The sequence below is a fragment of the Leptolyngbya sp. UWPOB_LEPTO1 genome, from assembly GCF_017302695.1.
GTDB lineage: Bacteria > Cyanobacteriota > Cyanobacteriia > Leptolyngbyales > Leptolyngbyaceae > Leptolyngbya > Leptolyngbya boryana.
Map to the genome: position 1 here is coordinate 86,079 of NZ_JAFLCJ010000005.1, position 16,591 is coordinate 102,669.

The following is a 16,591-nucleotide window of genomic DNA, read 5'->3' on the forward strand; positions in this document are numbered from 1 at the left end:
TGTCAGTATTTATCCATAAATCGAGTCGCGCACTAAATCTGAATTCCGTGGAATTCTAAGTTTTTTTAGTCCGCTCTCAGTTTTCCGTTGCTAGAATTAATTATTCACATATCTTGCTTATACAAGTTCTACGTTCTCTAGCTTCTATGCATTACTCAATGAACCGTCTCTCTATTTTTGTAGACGGAAACAATATGTTCTATGCCCAACAAAAAAACGGCTGGTTCTTTGATCCAAAACGTGTTTTAGAGTATTTTACTTCTGAAAAGAACGTTGAGCTAATTAATGCTTATTGGTACACCGGATTGAAAGATCCCCAAGACCAGCGGGGCTTCCGAGATGCTTTGATTAGTTTGGGCTATACGGTTCGGACAAAGATTCTCAAGGAGTATTATGACGATACTTCGGGTCGATATTCGCAGAAAGCGAATCTTGATATCGAGATCGTTGTGGATATGTTTAACACGGTCGAGCAATACGATCGCGTGATTTTATTCAGCGGGGACGGCGATTTTGAGCGCGCGATCGAACAACTCCGCTCGAAAAACACCCACATTACGGTGGTTTCGACAGAAGGAATGATTGCGCGTGAGCTTCGGAATGTCACCGATCGATATATTGATCTCAACGACATTCGCGATCGCATCGAAAAGGCTGAATATTAGTCAACATTTCATCACGCGATTCATCGGCGTACTACAAAAAGCGCTACAATCACTACAGAAATTCTGACAGGATCTATGCCCGAAGGCTGAAATGCTATTCGGGCATCGGTTTTAGCAGAATTTGATTGTTTCTCTACAAAAAATACACTCCAAAAAACAGTCGAGCTATGAACGCATCTAAATCTGACGATCGCATTCTGATTTTCGATACCACCTTGCGCGATGGCGAGCAGTGCCCCGGCGCAACCCTTAACGTGGATGAAAAACTTACGATCGCGCGTCAGCTTGCTCGACTCGGAGTTGACATTATTGAAGCTGGATTTGCTTTTGCTAGCCCTGGAGACTTCGAGGCGGTTCAGAAAATTGCCCAAGCCGTAGGTACACCAGAAGGTCCGACGATTTGTAGCTTGGCTCGTGCGATTCCCGCAGATATCAAAGCGGCAGCCGAAGCGCTCAAACCCGCTGCAAAACCTAGAATTCACACCTTTATCTCGACCTCTGATATCCACTTGGAATATCAGCTCAAGAAATCCCGCGCGGAAGTTTTAGCGATCGCTGAAGAAATGGTCGCCTACGCGAAATCGTTTGTCGATGATGTGGAATTTTCGCCGATGGATGCAGCCCGTTCCGACCCTGAGTATCTGTATCAGGTGTTAGAACGCGCGATCGCAGCAGGCGCAAAAACCATCAACATTCCCGATACGGTTGGGTACATGACTCCGAGCGAATTTGGGGACATGATTCGCGGCATCAAAGAAAACGTTCCCAATGTCGATCAAGCGATTATTTCTGTGCATGGTCACAATGATTTGGGCTTAGCGGTCGCCTGCTTCCTCGAAGCGGTGAAAAATGGAGCACGTCAGCTTGAATGTACGATCAACGGCATTGGCGAACGGGCTGGAAATGCCTCGCTCGAAGAACTGGTGATGGCGCTGCACGTGCGGCGATCGTATTTCAATCCTTATCTCGGTCGTCCGGTTGAATCGGAAACGCCTTTGACTGGAATTCATACGCAAGAGATTTACAAAACCTCGCGTTTGGTTTCGAGTTTGACAGGAATGTTGGTTCAGCCGAACAAAGCGATCGTCGGAGCAAATGCGTTCGCGCATGAGTCGGGCATTCACCAAGATGGAATGCTGAAAAATCGGCAGACCTACGAGATCATGGATGCGAAAACGATCGGGCTAAACGATACTCTACTCGTCTTGGGCAAACACTCGGGACGGAATGCGTTCCGCTCTCGCTTGGGCGAACTGGGATTTGAATTAACCGATCAAGAACTGAACAAAGCATTTGTCCGATTCAAAGAATTGGCGGATAAAAAGAAAGAAGTCACCGATCGCGATTTGGAATCGATCGTCAATGACGAAGTTCAGCATGTGCCGGAGTTGTTCCGTTTAGAACTCGTTCAGGTTTCTTGCGGCGATTCAGCTTGTCCGACCGCAACCGTGCGCTTAATTACTCCGGATGGAGATGAGCTAACGGATGCAGCTACCGGAACAGGGCCAGTCGATGCAGTTTACAAAGCGATCAATCGAGTCGTAAATGTGCCGAATCAATTGATCGAGTTCTCGGTGCAGTCTGTCACCGCAGGCATTGATGCGATCGGGGAAGTTACGATTCGATTGAAATATGGCGATCGTGTTTTCTCAGGTCGTGCTGCGAACACGGATATTATCGTGGCATCGGCTCAAGCTTATGTAAACGCCCTGAATCGTCTGTATGCTTCCTTGCAAACTGCGGATAGTCAGCAGGTGATTGCATCTCAAACGACGGTCTAAACAGACAATTGATCTTTGAATCCCCTCAAGTCCTCTTTGAATCAGGAGACTTCAGGGGATTCTTTTCAAGTTTGGGTCAGCCAAATCCTTGAATTGGGTATCAATCGCCATACTCTGATTCTTTCAAAAACTTCCGCAAGTTCGCGAAATACTCTTCACGATCGCTTTCCTGATAAACCTGCCGTAACCGCTTCCAGCCGTCCTCTTGCTGACCAAGCAAATACTTATCTGCCAAGTAAGCTGCCAAAATCCCCCGCACATCGGCATCGTTCCCCTTCACTTCCTGATACGCTTGCCAGAGCCGATAGGCATGACTATGAATGAGCTTGGGATATGTGCGAGTCACATCGATCATCTTGCCATTCTCAAACCGCCAAATCTGAATCGGAAACGCTGAGGCTGCATAGCTCGTAAACGCATAGGCAAAGCTATCATTCGCGCTCATAAATTCGACTTTTCCATCTCCCTCCAAATCTTGCAGTTGATAGCCCAAATTCCCCCAAAATGCCCGTGACTCAACATATTGCTGCTGCTTCGCATCGTAGTGATAGATCAGCGAATACGTGCAGCAATGCGCGCCACCTGTAAAGAAATCGAGAATCACTTCAGGCTCTTGGTCGCCGTTGAGGTCACGCACCAGGAAACTATCTTGATCTTCTGCATTCCAATCCAGCAGGGGTCGATCGTATTCTTCAGAGCCAGGAGCCTTGTCAAAAACAGTTTGATTGGAGCGCTGAATTTTCAAGCGCAGATTTTGAACTTGCGGAAATTCGTCAGGCTTGCGATCGCGCTCATACGACAATTCTGCTTTCACATTGCCTTGCTGAACGGTCTTAGTGACCGTTTCTGCCCGAACCGAAGCCACCGCCATCCCAAACACACCAATTCCCGCCAACACGATCGCCCGGATAGTCATCATAAAAAAATGCAGTCTCAGAAACTGCATTTAACTACCATTCACGAGTTCGGAATTACGAATTGCGATCGTTCGGGTTGCGGACGAAATTTCCAGTAGTGTGACATCGCAAAATGCAGCGGTTTTACCAGCGCATACAGCAGAGTCAAAATGATGAACGTAATGACAATCGTGATCATCGGTTGTCGATCAAACACATCTCCAACCAGGCTAGATGCCACATCGTTCCAATGCGTCAAAATATTCCAGCTATTGAAGCGTAAAAAGCGCCCGAGAAAAATCCCGATCGCGCTCAGTGCATGTAAAGTTAATTCCATCGGGAAAACATAGTGTCTTAACCCGCGCTGTTTCAAATAATATCCAGCATTCATTAATGACATCACATACGCTTCAAATCCCGCTGTCAGGAATACAACAAACAACGGAACATAAATGAGGGTAACAACCCAAATCGAAGCACCTGCACGCACCCAGTTCACAAAATGAATAATATCAGTGAGAATATAGGGCGCATTGGGAAGAAATGCGACAAAGACTGCAACTCCAAGCCACCAGAATAAGGAGCGGTGACGATATTCGATCGCAGTTTTCACGATAGGTGTTCGTCGAAACAGAAACACGCTCAAAACCAAAGGGATAAATGCTAGGAAAAGGTTCCAGCCTATCCAATCTGCATGATTCACGACTGTCCGGATCGCTTCTGAAACCAACAACTTGATCGAAAAGTCCATAATTCAGTATTGAGAAATTACTTTTGATGCAAATTTAACGGCTCGATTTGTCGATCGTATGACAACCCCATAAAAAAACCCCGGAGATTTTCCGGGGTTCCTCTGAATGATTAGAGATTGAGTTGGTTTCCGCGACGATATTGGGTGTAAGCGGCAACAAACAAACCTGCTAACGTGACAGGCACTAATCCCAGCACGATGCCAAGCAAAATTGGCTCAACCATGTCTGAACTCTCCTCAGTTTGTAAGATTTTGAAACTTAAATCATGAAGGTTTCTTTATTCCTATCTTAGCCCCTCTTGTAGCTCCAACGCTGAAACACCTTTTATTCTCCAGAACTTTTGCAAGATTACAGATTTCGGTGCAGCAGGGGTTCCTGAAAGTTGTTAAAATCTGTTTAGTAAATGAGTGAATATTTTTTACAGTCCTTTTCCTTGATATCCTCTTTTGAACGAGCAACTTGTCAAATCTGAAGGGTTATCCCAAAGAATTATTACGATCGTGCTAGTGGTTTGTTTTGCGATCGTAGTGGCGCTTTTGGGTGCAACCCGATTGCACCGACCTGACCCCTATGTCCAGGAGGTGTTATCACTGCATGGGGATTCAGTTCAAGGTCATGCGATTTTTCAGATTAACTGTGCTGGATGTCATGGAATCATGGCAGATGGCAAAGTTGGTCCTAGTCTGAAAAATGTTTCTGATCGAAAATCTCCTCCCCGTCTGATCAAGCAGGTGATCAGCGGACAGACTCCTCCCATGCCCAAATTTCAGCCTAGCCCACAAGAAATGGCAGATTTGCTGAGCTATTTAGAGAGTCTCTAGCAAGCTGCACAATCAATTGGATAGGGAGATAGAGAGAAATCTAAAATCATGGTTCTCCCCACTCCCTACTCTATAAAGTTCCGGATCAGAATAAAAAGTACCGCTGCGCCATCGGTAACACCGTTGCAGGCTCACACGTGAGCAATTCTCCATCTGCACGCACCTGATAAGTTTCAGGATCAACCTCCATCTGCGGCATTGCATCATTTAATTTCATATCCCGCTTCGTCAAGCTCCGAATTCCCGACACCGGAACTAACTGTCTTTGCAGATTCAGCGAACCCAATCCGCCTTTCTTGAGCGAAGCTTGTGAAACAAAGGTAAGAGAAATCGGCGCGATCGCACCTCCAAAACTGCCAAACATCGGACGCATATGCACAGGCTGTGGAGTCGGAATACTTGCATTCGCATCTCCCATCTGTGCCCATGCAATCATGCCACCTTTGATCACCAGTTCTGGCTTCACGCCAAACATTGCAGGTCGCCATAGACACAAATCAGCCAATTTCCCAACTTCGACTGATCCCACATGGTCTGCAATGCCATGAGTGATCGCAGGATTGATCGTGTACTTGGCGACGTAGCGTTTTGCGCGGAAATTGTCATTGCGATCGCTATCTTCTGACAAAGCGCCGCGCTGAACTTTCATCTTGTGACCAGTCTGCCAAGTCCGAATGATTACTTCTCCAATCCGCCCCATCGCTTGCGAATCCGAAGACAACATACTGAAAGCACCGATATCATGCAGGATATCTTCAGCCGCGATCGTTTCTCGACGAATCCGAGATTCTGCAAACGCCACATCCTCTGGAATACTGGGATCAAGATGATGACAGACCATCAACATATCCAGATGCTCATCCAGCGTATTCAGTGTGTAAGGTCGGGTCGGATTTGTCGAAGAAGGCAGAACGTTTGCCTCACCACAGACTTTGATAATGTCTGGAGCATGTCCACCTCCTGCACCTTCGGTGTGATAGGTGTGAATGACTCGATTTTTGAACGCTGCGATCGTATCTTCGACAAAGCCCGCTTCATTGAGTGTATCCGTGTGAATCGCAACCTGCACATCATACTCATCCGCAACGCTGAGGCAGGTATCGATCGCGGCTGGAGTCGTGCCCCAATCTTCATGGAGCTTTAATCCCATTACACCCGCCTTAATTTGTTCTTCGAGCGCATCCGGTTGGCTCGAATTTCCTTTGCCCAAGAAGCCTAAATTCATCGGAAATGCTTCAGCCGCTTGCAGCATCCGATGAATGTACCAAGGGCCAGGAGTACAAGTCGTCGCATTCGTTCCCGCAGCAGGTCCAGTTCCACCTCCAATCATGGTCGTAATGCCAGATGCGATCGCGACTTCAATCTGTTGGGGACAAATGAAGTGAATGTGAGTATCAATTCCCCCTGCCGTGAGAATCATGCCTTCTCCCGCGATCGCTTCGGTTCCAGGCCCAATAATGATCGTGACATTGTCTTGGATGTAGGGGTTGCCTGCTTTGCCGATCGCATGAATTTTGCCGTCTTTGATGCCGATATCTGCTTTGACAATCCCCCACCAGTCGAGAATCAGCGCATTCGTAATCACGGCATCGACTGCACCATCGGCATTTGTGATCGGAGACTGCCCCATGCCATCCCGAATGACTTTTCCACCGCCAAATTTCACTTCATCCCCGTAAGTCGTCAAGTCTTGTTCGACTTCGATGATCAATTCAGTGTCAGCTAAGCGAACGCGATCGCCCACAGTTGGACCAAAAGTTTCAGCATAGGCGCGGCGATTCATGCGATAGCTCATAGGGCAACCTCAGACAAATTCTCGGTTGTTTATTATCAGGGCAATTTCTCTCAGTTCTGGATGCCTTTAGGATTTTGACGGATTTTGACGGATTTTGGGGGAGTGGGGAAAGGAGCATGACTTGCGGCTAGATCCAACCTGATGAGAGGGCTTGATAAATCGCTTGATATCGGGTTTTTGCTTGCAGCTTGCTCAGTACGTTGTTGATGTGAAACTTCACTGTGCTCTCACTAATGATTAAGTGTTCAGCGACATCGCGATCGCGGTTTCCTTGCGTGAGCAGCGTGAGAATCTCGACCTCTCGTTCTGACAAAATCGAGGGTGACACACTCGAAGTGTAAGGAACACTCAGAACAATCTGAATCAGTTTCTGGTCAGAACTTAATTGGGTTTGAATGTCGCGATGTTTAGAAGTGGGAAAAATGCGATCAAAGGATGCCGTTAACCATCGAACAGCATCCGGTTCAGCAATTTTTGCTGTGGGAACGGTTGCTTCGAGTGAAACCGCACTCTCACTGTAGATCAAGCGACCATAAGAGCAGTCCACAGTGCTGAGAACTTCGGCGGCTTTAAGAAACCCATAGACAATCGACGGTGCTAAACTTCGCTCTGTCCCTACTAGCGTCAATCGTGCTGTTTTCAATACAGTTACAAGTTGCTCAGACAGCATTAGTTCATTAGCTTGGCTAGTAGAACTAAACTGATTGTGCTGTGCTTGCTGATACTGAATTGCAGTATCTAAAGAAATGGTGACAATCGTGCAGAGGGTCTGTAAAACCTCCAAAAATTCGGGAGCTAGTACATGGCGGCTAAACATCGCGAGTACGCCAATCACGCGATCGTGGGCAACTAACGGGTAGCCTGCAAAGCCTTGAATTCGATTCTCGATCGCCCAGGCTCGATCGCCCACCCAGGACTCAGCAGGCAGATTATTACTCAAAAAAGCAATGCGATTTTGAGCAATTTTACCAACCTTGTAAGCACCGAGCGGAACTCTAGCAAATCTACCATCTGTGCGAGTGTGCAGCCCTGCTGATGCAACGAGTCGCAGCATCGCTTGATCGGGGTCGAGCAGCCACAATCGAGCCATTGCAAAATCGAATCGATCGATTAATCCGGTGGTGACTGTTCGCGCAATTTCTTCCGGGATCAGACAGCCTGAAAGCGTTTGAGCAATTTCATTGATCTGTTGTAAATCGAGCAAAATCCTTGCCGAATCAGCGATGCTTGGCGGTTGAGGCATTAGAAATCTCGATCGAAGAATCTAGTGACTCGATTATACTGCTGGAAACTCATCTGCTAAGGTTCAGTCACGCTCAAATCATTGGAATTTGCCATTGCATCATGCTCGACGGGAATCGGGATTAACTTCTCTCCAAAGCAATCTCTCAACAATCCCATCAATGCTGGCACAACTGTCGGAGTTAATATCGTTGAGAATGCTAATCCTCCCGTCAGGACAATCCCCAACCCTTGATACAGTTCTGACCCTTGTCCAGGTAAAACGGCAAGCGGCAACATTCCCAAAACACTGGTTCCTGCCGACATAAAGATTGCTCTCAATCGATCCTGCGTCGCACTGAATAATGAGGAATCGTAATCTTTTCCTTCCTGCTGAAGTTGTAAAGCGCGATCGACAATTAAGATCGCATTATTCACAACAATTCCAGTCAGAATTACAAATCCTACCGCAGTAATCATATCCAATGGAACCGACATGCCGGGAATTTGATTCACCAACACTAAGCTCAGTAATGCGCCACTCATTCCCATCGGAATCGTTGCCATAATCACAACTGGATAGAGAAACGATCGATACAACGCAACCAGTAATAGATAAGTAATCAGAATCGCAAATGCAAAAGCAGAAGATAATTGCGAAACGGTTCTTGCCAGTTGATCCGCCGTTCCAGCCAGTTCGAGGCGATAGCCTGAGGGTAAGTCTGCACGGGCTGGAGCTAATATTTCGCGATTGACTTGATCGACGATGGCTCCGAGAGATGCCGTGTCATTGAGAGATGCCGTGAGCGTAATCGATCGCTCTAAATCCGTGTGATTGATGACATCGGCTCCGGTAGTTTCTCTGACTTCCGCCACATCACTCAACTGAATTTGTCTCCCTCGCGCAAACAAGGGCAATTCTCGTAACTGCTGAGGCGTTTGCACGAACGCATTTTGCAGTTCGACAGTGACATCGAGTTCTTTTTTTCCATCGACAAACTTAGAAGCTAGTCTTCCCCCCAAAGCCGTCTCAACGATTGAGCCAACTTCAGATTCGGAGAGTCCAACTTCTGCCAGCCTTTCGCGATTGGGCACGACTTGTAATTCGCCTGCACCCAGCACAAAGTTCGATCGCACATTCCGAATGCCCTTCAACCCGCGCAACTTACCCGCGATTTCTCGATCGAGTTGACCCAACTGATTCAAATCTGTGCCAATAATGTCTACCTCAAATTCTTTGCCCGGATCGCGGAAGATCGATGGACGCACCGGAATCATAAATCGATAGCCAGCAAAGTTATTACTCGCACCGCGGAATCGGTTGACCATTTCTGCCAGTCCGCGAGTTGTTGCATATTCAGGCTTGAGAATCGCTGCAATTGCTCTCAACCCTCCGGGCCGATCGATAAACATCACACGATCGACTTCCGGCTGTGCCCGCACAAATGCTCGAACTGGCTCAGATTGCTTGATGGATTCTGTGATACTAGTTCCAGGTAATGGTTCGACTCGCCACTGAATCGTATTGCGATTTCCTTCAGGCAGATAATCCGCCGGAGGCAGCAGCAAAAAGCTCACGAATAGCAATGACACTGGAACAGCTAGCACAATCAAGCGTCGCCCGATTCTCCGTCGCCCCATTGACCAGCGGACTGTTCTGGCTAAAAAGCGTTCTAACTTCGCTTGAGCATGGCGAAACACCGCAGAAGTTTTCGCAATCGATCGCTCAAACCAATTGCCACCCCGATATTCTCCACCTTCAAACATCTGCACTGCTTCTGACTCTTTCAGAAACAATCCCGATAGCATGGGCACTAAAGTAATTGCAGCAAACAACGAGAATAGGGCAGCACAAGACATCGTAATTGCCATATCTGCATAAAGTTGTCCTGCTTCCCCTGTGACCATCAGCAATGGAACGAAAACGACAACATTCGTGAGCGTCGAGCCGAGCATTGCCCCCCAAACTTCTTGAGTTCCGTCGATCGCTGCTCGAAAGGCATTTTTTCCACGCTGCATGTGGGTAAATACATTTTCGATCACCACGATCGAGTTATCTACGACCATACCTGTCGAGAATGCAATCCCAGCAAGGCTAATAATATTCAGCGATCGACCCAACCACGACAGCACAATGAAAATTATCACTGAACTAATCGGAATCGTAATTGCAATCACAGCAACCGTTCGCATCGATCCTAAGAACAAGAGCAAAACGATGGTGGCAAGTAATGCTCCAGCAACCAGATTTTCCTGAACGAACTTCACAGATTGACCAACGTATTCGTTTTCGTCATAGTTAAAGACGAACTGAATCCCTTCTTTTTGCTCATCGAACTGGGCTTGAAGTTCAGCAATGGCTTCGCGAACCCCTTTAGAAATCTCAGGAACATTTGCCCCAACCTGTCGAATGATGCCAACTGCAACTGCGGGCTTATCGTTAAACAGAAAAGCACCGTCGCGAACCTTGCGCCCCATTGCCACCTGCGCCACATCGCGAATGTAGACGGTTCCTGCTGCATCTCGCCGCAGCACAAAGCCTGCAAGCTGTTCAATATCTTGTGTTCGACTAATTGTTCTCACACGATATTCCCGTCGCCCTAACTCCAGAGGGCCACCTCGAATATCGCGATTATTTTCCCGCAGCACTCGCACAACATCACCGATCGTTAAATTGCGATCGGCTAATGCCTTGGGATCTACTCGCACTTCGACTTCCCGCCGCTGTCCACCCGGAACAATAAACTGCCCAACTCCCGGAACCCGTCGCAATCGAGGTAAAACAATTTCTTCTGCTAAGTCCCGATAGTGATCAGGATTTGGCTCGAATCCGGGCTGTGTGTCTAAAGGAATCCACATCATCGGAGAACTATTGCCTCCGACCAATTCCACATTCGACTCTAATGCTTCCGGTGGCAAATTCCCAACCTGCTGCAATCGATTGATCACATCGACCAACCGACGTTCGACATCGGTTCCTTCCTGAAATTCCAGCGTGATCGAACTCGCGCCAGCTCGCGAAGCACTACTAATCTGTTTCACGCCCAGAACTTCTTCCATTTGTTCTTCGATCGGGCGAGTGATCAAATCTTCAACTTCTGTCGGAGCCGCACCTGGATAAGCTGTGCGAATCGTAATCTCAGGTCGATCGCCTCCTGGCTGCAATTCAAGCGGCAGTCGAAACAAAGAAAACACGCCAAAAATAGCAAGGAGGCAGAACAAAACAAATGTTCCATGTCTCCAGCGAACCGCAGTTTCGATCAATTTCATGAGGGGTCTCCGATAACTTTGACGGGTGCGCCTTCATTCAATCCATCTCCACCTCGCAGGACGATCTCTTGTCCCGATCGCAGTTCCGGACTAAAGATCGCGACTTGTTTACCCATATCCGTGACCAGTTCAACCGGGATCGGTTTTGCTTTGCCATCTGCGATCGTAAAGACCAACCATTCATTTCGCCGCCGCGTCAAGACATCGCGCGAAACCACAAAGCTTTCTCGATTCGTCGGCAGCGTCAAAGCGCCCGAAATCGCCATCCCAGGCAACATTCCTTGTGGTGGATTGATCTGAACCCTCACGCGTTGCCGCCGAGACGTTGTATCCGCAGAAGGCACAACGGCTGTGATCGTCGCTTGCTGTTTCCACTGCGGCAAAGCTCTAGCAGTTAACGCGATCGACATCCCCGGTGTCACTCTCCCGCTCAGATCCTCCGGCAATTCCAAAAACACATCGACTTGATTCCCGGAAACAAGGGTAACAATCTGCCCCGAACTTTGAACTAAATCGCCTCGGCTCACATGTCGGGTTTGGACAATTCCCGATTCGGTTGCGACAATCTGAGTCCGTTGCTGAGCCAGTTGAGCCTGATTGACCGTCGCGATCGCGGCTGCAACATTTGCTTTTTGTGCGTCAATCTCTTCTCGAATTGGACCTGCTTTTGCTTCTGCTAAGCTTGCTTCTGCTGCGAGTCGTGCTTCGGTCGCTTGATCGACGTTCGATCGCGCTTCGACTAACAATCGCTGCGAAATGGCTCCTTCCTTCACGAGTCCAGAGGTTCGCTTGAAATTATCCTGAGCTTCCTGCTCTCGTGCTTTTGCTGCATTCACTGTTGCTTGTCGCTGAGCAATGATCTCAGGTCGTGTTCCGACTTGTAAGCGAGCTAAATTGCTGCGTTGTTGAGCGAGTGCTGCTTGAGCTTGAGCAATCCCTAATTGTTGATCAGAATCATCGAGAACTGCGATCGCCATGCCTGCTGTGACGGGATCTCCAGGCTGGACTAGAATTTCCTCGACAATTCCACCTGTCTGTGCCCGAATCGTCGATTGCTGGCTCGCTTCAACCTGTCCGAGAAGTTGTACAGTTCGGGTGGGAATTCCAGGGGCGAGTCTAGTCGTTTCAACGGCTCTGGGAGGTTGCCCTTGAGGTTGAGCTACGGCAGGTTTTTCTCCTGCTGAACTGAACATTCGCCAAACCCCAAACCCACCTACGGCAACCAGCCCAACACAGAGCAACCCAATCCAAGGTTTGCGATTCGGGTGAGTCGGTTGAGCATCGAAAGTTTCAGGAGGATCGATCGAGGGCTGATGTTGAGAGTCGAGGGATTCCATAGTTCAATGCCGCGAAGGAGCAAAGCAGTCAAAGAGTAAGCGAGACAAACGACTGGTCGATCGTCGAAAACTCAGCGCTAAAGTTTTAAGAATTTTTAATAATCACTGAGGATTCTAACCGATCGATATCGAATTTGGAAGGAAAGGTAATGTCACAGAAAAGCCCTAGAAAAGAAATCTTCTAGGGCTTTTCCTCAATGATTTAGAACTCAGACGAAATGCTAGTGGTGAGCCAACTTTCCGCCCCCACTTCTACGACTCCGTTGGATTCACAGCATGTAATCCACATTCTTTCTTCGTTGCATCTTCCCACCACCAGCGACCTTCGCGCTCATGCTGATTGGGTAGCACAGCTTTTGTGCAAGGCTCACAGCCAATGCTGATAAAGCCCCGTTCATGCAAAGGATTGTAGGGAACTTCATACGCCCGAATGTATGTCCAAACTTGAGCAGACGACCAATTCGAGAGCGGATTGAATTTGATTAATTCGCGATCGCCAGAAGAAAACGCGCCATCAACTTGCACGATCGGCACATCTGAACGAGTCGAAGGGCTTTGATCTTTGCGCTGTCCTGTGATCCAAGCATCCAAACTAGACAGCTTGCGGCGCAGGGGCGCAACTTTGCGAATTCCGCAGCATTCTTTGTGTCCATCTTCGTAGAAGCTGAACAGCCCTTTTGCTTTTACAAAAGCTTCGAGTTGTGCAGCATCAGGAGAGAGAATGTCGATCGCAATTCCGTAGTGTTTTCTGACTTTCTCAATAAACTGATAAGTCTCGGAATGCAGTCGCCCTGTATCCAAACTAAAAACCTGAATGTCTTTCTTCAAGCGATGTGCAATGTCAATGAGTACAACATCTTCTGCACCGCTAAATGAAATTGCAATGTTGTCATATAAGCTCAGTGCCTTTGCCACAATTTTCTGAGGACTGAGGCTGGATAATTCCTCATTTAAGCTAGGAATATCTAGAGCAGGTTGCGCGGTACTTTGCGCCATGATTGTGTTCTCCGGATCTTCGTCAGCATCCATTATCTAACTTCAGGGGACGGATTGTGCTGAGTTAAACTGGAGCATCTTGATGGAATTGAAAAATGACACAAGCGAAATCGAGATTTAGTACGATCGAGGATTATCTGGCATATGACGATGGAGCGGACATCCCCTACGAATTGGTTGATGGGGTGTTAGTTGAGATGGGCGCAGAAAATCCGGGTAATGTTGCGATCGCAATTTTTTTAATCTCTGTCTTCCTCCAACTTTCAGTTCCTCACTATCTCATTCATCGCGGAACTGAAATCGTGGTTCCGAGTCAAAGTGTGACCAGTCGATATCCCGATTTGATCGTCTTGACGGAAGCATGTTGGTCGGCACTTTCTGGAGCAAAGCGATCGCTAATCACACCAGAGATGCCTGCTCCTGCCCTAGTGATCGAAATCGTTTCGCCTGGTGAGCCAGGAGAGAAAAAATACGACAGAGACTACATCGATAAGCGAAAAGAATACGCAGCGCGAGGCATTCCAGAATATTGGCTGATCGATCCGTCTCGAAGTGTCATCATTGTTTTGCATTTGAGCGGACAACTCTATCAAGAAATTGGACGTTTTCAGGGTCAAGATCAGATCGTTTCTCCTACATTTCCAGGGCTAACTCTAATCGCAGAACAAATTTTGCAAGCAGGTGTTTAGCTCAAAGGCATCCCAAGTTGACTCAAATTCAAAACATGTCCTCCTACGACTAAATAAACGGTATCCGCGATCGCGCCCAACCGCCGCGTTAAATTCCCCAAGCGATCGCGAAACACTCTTCCTATCGGATAAGCCGGAACTACACCCCAGCCTGTTTCTTCTGCCACAAAAATGAGCAAGCTTTCTGTTTGTTCAAAACTCTGAAACAGATCGGCAATTGTCTTCTCCCATTCCGTTTCAGACTGGTCTAAAAGATTCGCCAACCAAGTTCCTAGCGAATCAATCAATAGACAATCCGATGAATTCGCGATCGCATCACTTAGCTCGACTGGAACAGATTGAGTCTGCCATTCCAAAGGACGACGTGATCGATGTAACTCAATCCGCGCCTGCCATTCTGGATCGTCAGAATTTTCTTGAGCTGTTGCAATATAAATAACAGATTGACCGGAATCCTTTGCCAGTTTTTCTGCCCATTCACTTTTGCCCGATCGCGCTGCCCCCGTCACCAAAATCACTTGTGCCATAAATTTTTCAGATAAAATCTTTGCTGAATCTGAATTCCCCGCTACAATTAGCCTTACTTCAACCTAAGACAGAGCAGCAATGAAGAAAGATCTGCGGCGAATTGAAGACACCTTACTTCAACTCAATAAACGAGTCCCTACGCTCGACACTGCTCCGACCCCAGAACCTGAACCTCTGCAAAAACCAGTCTCATTTGATCTTCACACAAAGCCGCCTAAAGTCGTTGAACCTGAAATCGCTGTACCTCCGAGTGTTAAACCCGCGCCAAGTTCAGACCCCAAGCCGCTCAATCTCCCTAAACTCAAAACACCTAATTTCTCCAGCCATCGCAACGCCGCAAATCCTGCTTTGGCATCCAGCCTGCTCGCTGAAATGCAGGTGATCACAGAAAGCTGGCACACTGAACTGAACCAGATTTTACGCCAAATCCAGGATCTCTATTTAGAAGGACCCATTGTCGATGGCTGGCTCGAATCCCACACAGGTGAACCCCTCGGTGATCTTTCCACTCTTCGTCATGCCGAAGTCGATCGCTTAATGAGCTACATCGAAGAAATCTGCGCCACCCCAATTCCAGGGACAAAAGACGCACCCAAAGCTGGATATCGCCTCTGTGGCATTAATGCCGACGGTCAGCGCTGGTCATATCCCTGTCCGACTGAGCAAATTCCCAGCCTCAGTCTTGCGATCGCCCGATATCACAAACTTCGCCAACTGCTCGATCGCAAACAAACCTTAGAAAATCGTCTCACGGGACTAGCTGAAACGCTCGTAATCATGCACGGACAGATGCAAGATTAGGCGTTTCGGGCACTCTAAAGCTTGACTTGATTCAAGCCTGAGGTATGGTTGTGCCCACACTCCCCATTTCCGCCATCATTTGCACCCACAATCGCGATCGCTATCTCGGTTTAGCGATCGATAGCCTGCTTGCCCAGGATTTCGCAGACTTTGAAATCATCGTCGTCGATAACGCCTCCACCGATAGCACTCGTCAAGTCGTCGAAGCTCGATTAAAGAACCCGAAAATTCGCTACATTCATGAACCTGAAATCGGCTTATCCGTCGCCCGCAACACAGGTGCAAGAATTGCCCATGGTAAGATTTTGGCTTACTTAGATGACGATGCGATCGCCTCTCCGCACTGGCTCACCACCCTTTATAACGCCTACCTTCATAATCCAAACCTCGCGATCGCGGGTGGCAAAGTCACTTTAATCTGGACAGATGACATGACGGCTCCAGACTGGCTCTCGGATGGACTTGCCGGAAATTTAGGGGCATATGATTTAGGAGATTCGGTCGTTAACATCGATCGCCCCGGACTGACCCCACGCGGCTTGAACTACTCCATCCGGAAAACCTTTCTCAATCAGATTGGCGGCTTCGATCCGAATCTAGGACGAGTTGGTAAAAATCTTCTTTCTAATGAAGAACTTCACATGACCAATCGCGCCCTGCAAATGGGCTGGGAAGTTGCCTATATTCCGGATGCTCATGTTGCGCATCATGTCGCTCCGGAGCGCGTCAAACGACAGTGGTTTCTCAATCGCGGTTGGTGGCAAGGCATTAGCGAATGTTATCGCGAACAAATTGCAGGCGAAGCTGGAATCGGTCAATTTCGTCGTGGGGGAGAACGCTTAATTCGTGGACTGTACAAGTCCGTCAAATTTGCGACGAACCCAACTCAGCGGTTTGAAAATCTTGTTTACAGTTACGGTCAAATTGGCTATTTAATCAAAGCCTTGCAAGGACTTGTCTTTTCTTCTAGATCTGTAAAGCGATCGTAAAACTTATCCGTATAGCACTGACAGCAGTGTTTTCATTCGGCAAGAATATT

The 16,591-nt window shown here is 47.9% G+C and carries 15 protein-coding genes; 6 read left to right on the plus strand and 9 right to left on the minus strand.

Going from position 1 to position 16,591, the window contains the following annotated elements; genetic code table 11:
* Positions 1–158: 158 nt before the first annotated feature.
* Entirely contained in the window at positions 159–665 is a 507-nt protein-coding gene (locus J0L70_RS09790; RefSeq protein WP_239741285.1) for a LabA-like NYN domain-containing protein, read from the plus strand.
* Between the two features lie 167 nt (positions 666–832).
* Positions 833–2,446, plus strand: coding sequence for a 2-isopropylmalate synthase (locus tag J0L70_RS09795; protein WP_017286267.1), 1,614 nt, complete (start codon positions 833–835; stop codon positions 2,444–2,446).
* Between the two features lie 100 nt (positions 2,447–2,546).
* Here the strand turns inward: J0L70_RS09795 and J0L70_RS09800 are convergent, their stop codons facing one another.
* The 3 genes from J0L70_RS09800 to petG form a co-directional block, all read right to left on the minus strand.
* Positions 2,547–3,365, minus strand: coding sequence for a hypothetical protein (locus tag J0L70_RS09800; protein ID WP_287454275.1), 819 nt, complete (start codon positions 3,363–3,365; stop codon positions 2,547–2,549).
* 38 nt (positions 3,366–3,403) lie between these two features.
* On the minus strand, positions 3,404–4,093 hold the full coding sequence (locus J0L70_RS09805; RefSeq protein WP_287454276.1) for a DUF1361 domain-containing protein: 690 nt from the start codon (positions 4,091–4,093) through the stop codon (positions 3,404–3,406).
* A gap of 110 nt (positions 4,094–4,203) precedes the next feature.
* Positions 4,204–4,317 carry a cytochrome b6-f complex subunit V gene (gene petG / locus J0L70_RS09810; protein WP_017286270.1) on the minus strand — a complete coding sequence of 38 codons (114 nt, stop codon included), beginning with the start codon at positions 4,315–4,317 and terminating at the stop codon, positions 4,204–4,206.
* Positions 4,318–4,540: 223 nt separating this feature from the next.
* On the opposite strand from petG, the gene J0L70_RS09815 reads away from it, so the two are divergent.
* A complete protein-coding gene (locus tag J0L70_RS09815; RefSeq protein ID WP_017286271.1) occupies positions 4,541–4,915 on the plus strand; it encodes a c-type cytochrome in 375 nt (124 codons plus the stop codon).
* Between the two features lie 85 nt (positions 4,916–5,000).
* Here J0L70_RS09815 and ureC read toward each other — a convergent pair whose 3' ends face one another.
* The 5 genes from ureC to J0L70_RS09840 form a co-directional block, all read right to left on the minus strand.
* Positions 5,001–6,710 carry an urease subunit alpha gene (gene ureC, locus J0L70_RS09820; protein ID WP_287454278.1) on the minus strand — a complete coding sequence of 570 codons (1,710 nt, stop codon included), beginning with the start codon at positions 6,708–6,710 and terminating at the stop codon, positions 5,001–5,003.
* A 127-nt stretch (positions 6,711–6,837) separates the two neighbouring features.
* Positions 6,838–7,953 (minus strand): LuxR C-terminal-related transcriptional regulator, encoded by a 1,116-nt coding sequence (locus tag J0L70_RS09825; protein ID WP_287454279.1) that lies wholly within the window; start codon positions 7,951–7,953, stop codon positions 6,838–6,840.
* Positions 7,954–8,009: 56 nt separating this feature from the next.
* Positions 8,010–11,201, minus strand: coding sequence for an efflux RND transporter permease subunit (locus tag J0L70_RS09830; protein ID WP_287454281.1), 3,192 nt, complete (start codon positions 11,199–11,201; stop codon positions 8,010–8,012).
* Positions 11,198–12,538 carry an efflux RND transporter periplasmic adaptor subunit gene (locus J0L70_RS09835; protein WP_287454283.1) on the minus strand — a complete coding sequence of 447 codons (1,341 nt, stop codon included), beginning with the start codon at positions 12,536–12,538 and terminating at the stop codon, positions 11,198–11,200. The genes J0L70_RS09830 and J0L70_RS09835 overlap by 4 nt, the downstream gene beginning before the upstream one ends.
* A gap of 252 nt (positions 12,539–12,790) precedes the next feature.
* The gene (locus J0L70_RS09840; protein WP_287454285.1) at positions 12,791–13,534 is read right to left on the minus strand and encodes a phosphoadenylyl-sulfate reductase; all 744 of its coding nucleotides are present in this window, start codon (positions 13,532–13,534) and stop codon (positions 12,791–12,793) included.
* A gap of 95 nt (positions 13,535–13,629) precedes the next feature.
* Here J0L70_RS09840 and J0L70_RS09845 point away from each other — a divergent pair, with 95 nt between their 5' ends.
* Positions 13,630–14,223 carry a Uma2 family endonuclease gene (locus J0L70_RS09845; protein WP_287454287.1) on the plus strand — a complete coding sequence of 198 codons (594 nt, stop codon included), beginning with the start codon at positions 13,630–13,632 and terminating at the stop codon, positions 14,221–14,223.
* Here J0L70_RS09845 and cobU read toward each other — a convergent pair.
* Entirely contained in the window at positions 14,220–14,750 is a 531-nt protein-coding gene (gene cobU / locus J0L70_RS09850; RefSeq protein WP_190647092.1) for a bifunctional adenosylcobinamide kinase/adenosylcobinamide-phosphate guanylyltransferase, read from the minus strand. The genes J0L70_RS09845 and cobU overlap by 4 nt on opposite strands.
* Before the next feature lie 79 nt (positions 14,751–14,829).
* Between cobU and J0L70_RS09855 the strand changes: the two genes are divergently transcribed.
* Together J0L70_RS09855 and J0L70_RS09860 are read left to right on the plus strand one after the other, a co-directional pair.
* Positions 14,830–15,552 carry a hypothetical protein gene (locus tag J0L70_RS09855; RefSeq protein ID WP_287454290.1) on the plus strand — a complete coding sequence of 241 codons (723 nt, stop codon included), beginning with the start codon at positions 14,830–14,832 and terminating at the stop codon, positions 15,550–15,552.
* A gap of 44 nt (positions 15,553–15,596) precedes the next feature.
* A complete protein-coding gene (locus J0L70_RS09860) occupies positions 15,597–16,541 on the plus strand; it encodes a glycosyltransferase family 2 protein (RefSeq protein WP_287454292.1) in 945 nt (314 codons plus the stop codon).
* The last annotated feature ends 50 nt before the right edge of the window (positions 16,542–16,591 follow it).